Origin of the sequence: Megasphaera vaginalis (ex Bordigoni et al. 2020) (genome assembly GCF_900240295.1) — a bacterium.
GTDB lineage: Bacteria > Bacillota > Negativicutes > Veillonellales > Megasphaeraceae > Megasphaera > Megasphaera vaginalis.
The window spans coordinates 1-3,749 of sequence record NZ_OEQB01000015.1 but is presented as its reverse complement, the minus strand read 5'-3'; the positions used below and the strand labels follow the sequence as shown (position 1 = coordinate 3,749).

Below are 3,749 nucleotides of genomic sequence, written 5' to 3'. Positions count from 1 at the left end.
GCGAAAGCGACACGGCCGCCGCGAAGGCCGCCGCGCCGCCGTCTTGAAAGCCCAGAGCCAGCAGCAGCGGCAGTGCCAGACAGGCGGCGCAGGTACAGGCCACATTGCCCAGAACCCGGGCTACAATCCGACTATTCATCGACTCGCCCCCTCACCAGCGGTGACGTAGCTGATGCAAGCCCGTCTGTACCATGATAAAGAAGGAGAAGATCTCGATCCGCCCCAGAATCATCAAAAAGCTGCAATATATCTTCGTCCATACGGGCAGCGCCGAAAAATCGGCGACGCCGTACAAGTCGGCAGTCGAACCGACACTGGAAAGACAACCGGCGGCGATGCCCATCGCCTGCAGCGGCGTCAGTCCGGAAACGGAAATGACGAGCATCGAGACGAAGAAAACGACGATAAAAAGGAAAAAAAAGCTGAGCACGTGACCGATGACCCTGGCGGGAACGGCGTTGCCGTCGATCTTGACGGTAACGACCATTTTCGGATGCAGCGTCCGCAGCATTTCCTGCGCCGCCATTCGGGCCAAAATCAGCAGCCTGACCACGCGCAGGCCGCCTGTGGCCGAGCCGATACAGCCGCCGGCAAAAACGAGAAGAAAGAGGATAAGCCGGTCAAACTCCGGCCAACGCGGCAGCTCAACGGCCATAAAGCCGCTCGTGCTGATAAAGGAAACGACGTGAAAAAAGCCGTAGCGCACGCTGTCGGCAAAGGAATAGACGCCGCCGTGCCAGAGGTGCAGCGACACGAGCGTACCGGCCGCGAACAACAGCGTCACGAAAGCGCGCAGCTCCGAATTGGCGAATACGGACTTCCACTCATGGCGCCGGACGCCCTTCCAATACAACAGAAAATTGCCGCTGGCCAAAGTCATGGCCGCCATGGCGGCGAGTTCCAGAAAGATATTGTCGTTATGCAGGAAATCAAAGGCGCTGTCGCCGCCGCTCGTCGAGACTGTCATCAAAGCCCGCGTCACCGCTTCGAAAGGCGCCAGACCGGCGACGGCGAAGAGCGCGACCGTCACGGCCGTAAGGCCCAAATAGATCTTCCCTGCCTGTACCGCCGACGAGTGCATCCGCCGCACGACGGGGCTGAAATCCAAATACTGCTGCGCCGTGACGGCCATGCCGAAAGTACCGCTGACCTGGGGAATGACGGTGACGAAAAGAATGAGAAAATTCAACCCCCCCATCCATTCCATCAGGCGATGCCAGAAAAGGAGCGAAAGGGGCTGCACCGTCCCGGCAGGCAGACAGCTCGTGCCGGTCGTCGTATAGGCCGCAATGCTCTCAAAAAAAGCGTCAACCCAAGGCAGCTCTTCCGCCATACAGTACGGGAGCATACCGATACAGCCGAGCAGGATCCAGACGAGAACCATATAGCTGGCCCCTTCGCCGACGCCGATCTGCCGTTTATGGCGCCGGCCGGCATAGGAAAAAAGCAGCCCCAAAGCGACGGCGGAAAGAAAGGACGGTCCAAAATACAGGACCGCCGGTTCCCGCCACCACAGGGCCGCAGCGAAAGGAACGAGCAGGACGATGCCGTTCAGCAGCGCAATCCGGCCCAGCAAAAAAAGGACGACAGCCGTACTCATGGCTCTTCCCTGCCTTTAAAGAAAGAAATGACCTTCTTCGCGTGCTCCGTCTGGATGAAGAGAACGGCCCGGTCTCCCGGCAGGAGAACGGTGCTGCCGTTCGGTATATGCGCTTCGTCATCGCGGACGTAGGCGCAGACCAGACCTTCCTGCGGCACCCGAACATCCATCAGCCGCCTGCCCGCCACCGGCGCGCCTTCTTGCACGATAACTTCCACCGCCTCCGCCTTATTACCCTCGAGGAGAGAAACGGCGACGACGCCGCCGCGCCGGGCAAAGGCCAGGACCTCGCTGGCCGACAGCAGCCGTGAAGAGAGAACGATATCGACGCCGACCTTCTCCATGAGATCGATGTACTCGATGCGGGCCACGCGCACAATCGTCCGCTGCGCGCCCAAATGCTTGGACAAAAGCGCCAGCATCAGATTCAGCTTGTCATCATCGGTAAGACAGATGACGACGTCGGCGTCGGCGATCCCTTCCTGTATGAGCAGGTCGATATCGGTGCCGTCGCCGCAGATGGCGAGACCGCTCCCCAACTTCTCCGCAGCCATGCGGCACCGTTCCGTGTCCTTGTCGATAACCTTGACCATGACGCCCTGTTCATCGAGCATCGCCGCCAGCGAACGGCCTGTCCGGCCGACGCCGATGATCATCGCCCGCGACGGCTTCTTCGTATCGCTTTGGATAAAATTTTTGCTGAATTTTTCGATCTCCGCCGGATCACCGATGAAGTACGCGTTATCATGAGGCAGAAGACGGTCGTCGCCATGGGGGATGATCATGCGGTGATCGCGAAAAATCATGCCGGCGAGAACGCCCGGCGGCAGCTCCAGCTCCTTAAAAGGCGTATTGATCAGCGGCGAATGACGGCGCACCTTCGTTTCAAAAAGCCGCACCTTGCCGTACGCGAAATCTTCCACATTCAGCGCCGCCGGCGTCATCAGAATGCGGTTGATTTCACGAGCCGTAATCAACTCCGGATTCAGCATCAAGTCGATATCGAAATTCTCTTTCAGATAATCCTTCGCCTCCGACAAAAACTGCATATCGCGAATCCGTGCCGCCGTATAGGTAATGCCGTGCTTCTTGGCCAGAATACAGGCGACCATATTGGTTTCGTCGCCGGCCGTAACGGCGACGAGGATATCGGCGCCGCGGATATCGGGATCATTCATCGTGATCGGGCTGGCGCCGTTAGCCAGAATCGTCAGGACGTCAAGGGTGTTCTTGACGGCCTCGAGCCGTTCTTCGTCATGATCGACGACGACGACGTCAAACTGTTCGTTCGACAACAATTCGGCAATGCTGTACCCCAACTTGCCGGCACCGATGATTACTATGCGCACTTTCTTTCCCTCCTGCTCCGTAAGAGACCGCTCTGTGAATATACCTATCATACACTGTTTGCCGTCTTTTTTCCAGTTTCTGCCGCCGCGCAGTTACGCGCCCGTTATCTTGTGATGCGTCCGTATATGTGATAAAATAAATTGTTTAAATTACGCAGCGCGTATCTGCGCATCTCGCCGCGCGGATACGACGCGAACATTCTCTGTCTAAAAGGGGTAATCATGGCTAATAAATTTGTTGCCGGCACGCTGATCCTGACTTTGTCCGGCTTCGTCGTCAAGGCGATCGGCAGTATCAACTGGATCATTTTATCGCGAATTCTCGGCGGTGAAGGCATCGGCATCTATCAGATGGCCTTTCCCATCTACCTGCTGGCCCTGGAAGTATCCAGCGCCGGCCTTCCCATTGCCATCTCCATCATCACGGCCGAGAAAGCCGCCAAAGAAGACTACGCCGGAGCGCAGCGCATCTTCAACGTCTCTTTGACGCTGCTCTGTTCGACGGCCCTCTTGCTCAGCATCGCCGTCTTTTTCGGCTCCCGCCTTCTCATCGATTACCAGATCATCCGCGAAAGCAGAGCCTATTACTCGCTCATCGCTCTTTCGCCGGCCATTTTCTTCACGACCATTATCGCCGGTTACCGCGGCTACCTGCAAGGCTGGCAGCAAATGACGCCGACGGCGTTGTCGCAGATCGTCGAACAACTCGTCCGCGTCGGCGTCATGCTCGGCTTCGCCTATCTGCTCCTGCCTTACGGCCTCGACTATGCCGCCGGCGGCGCCAGCCTCGGCGCCGGCGC

The 3,749-nt window shown here is 58.1% G+C and carries 3 protein-coding genes; 1 reads left to right on the top strand and 2 read right to left on the bottom strand.

Translation table 11 applies throughout. The features are described 5' to 3' along the window. Positions 1-151 precede the first annotated feature (151 nt). Positions 152-1,600, bottom strand: a complete 1,449-nt coding sequence (locus C0977_RS10715) for a TrkH family potassium uptake protein (protein WP_101913372.1) — start codon at positions 1,598-1,600, stop codon at positions 152-154. Next, positions 1,597-2,949 (bottom strand): Trk system potassium transporter TrkA, encoded by a 1,353-nt coding sequence (gene trkA, locus C0977_RS10710; RefSeq protein ID WP_101913371.1) that lies wholly within the window; start codon positions 2,947-2,949, stop codon positions 1,597-1,599. Before trkA ends, C0977_RS10715 begins: the two co-directional genes overlap by 4 nt. A gap of 222 nt (positions 2,950-3,171) precedes the next feature. Between trkA and C0977_RS10705 the strand changes: the two genes are divergently transcribed. Beyond that, the coding region (locus tag C0977_RS10705; RefSeq protein ID WP_159459061.1) for an oligosaccharide flippase family protein at positions 3,172-3,749 on the top strand (578 nt) is incomplete at its 3' end.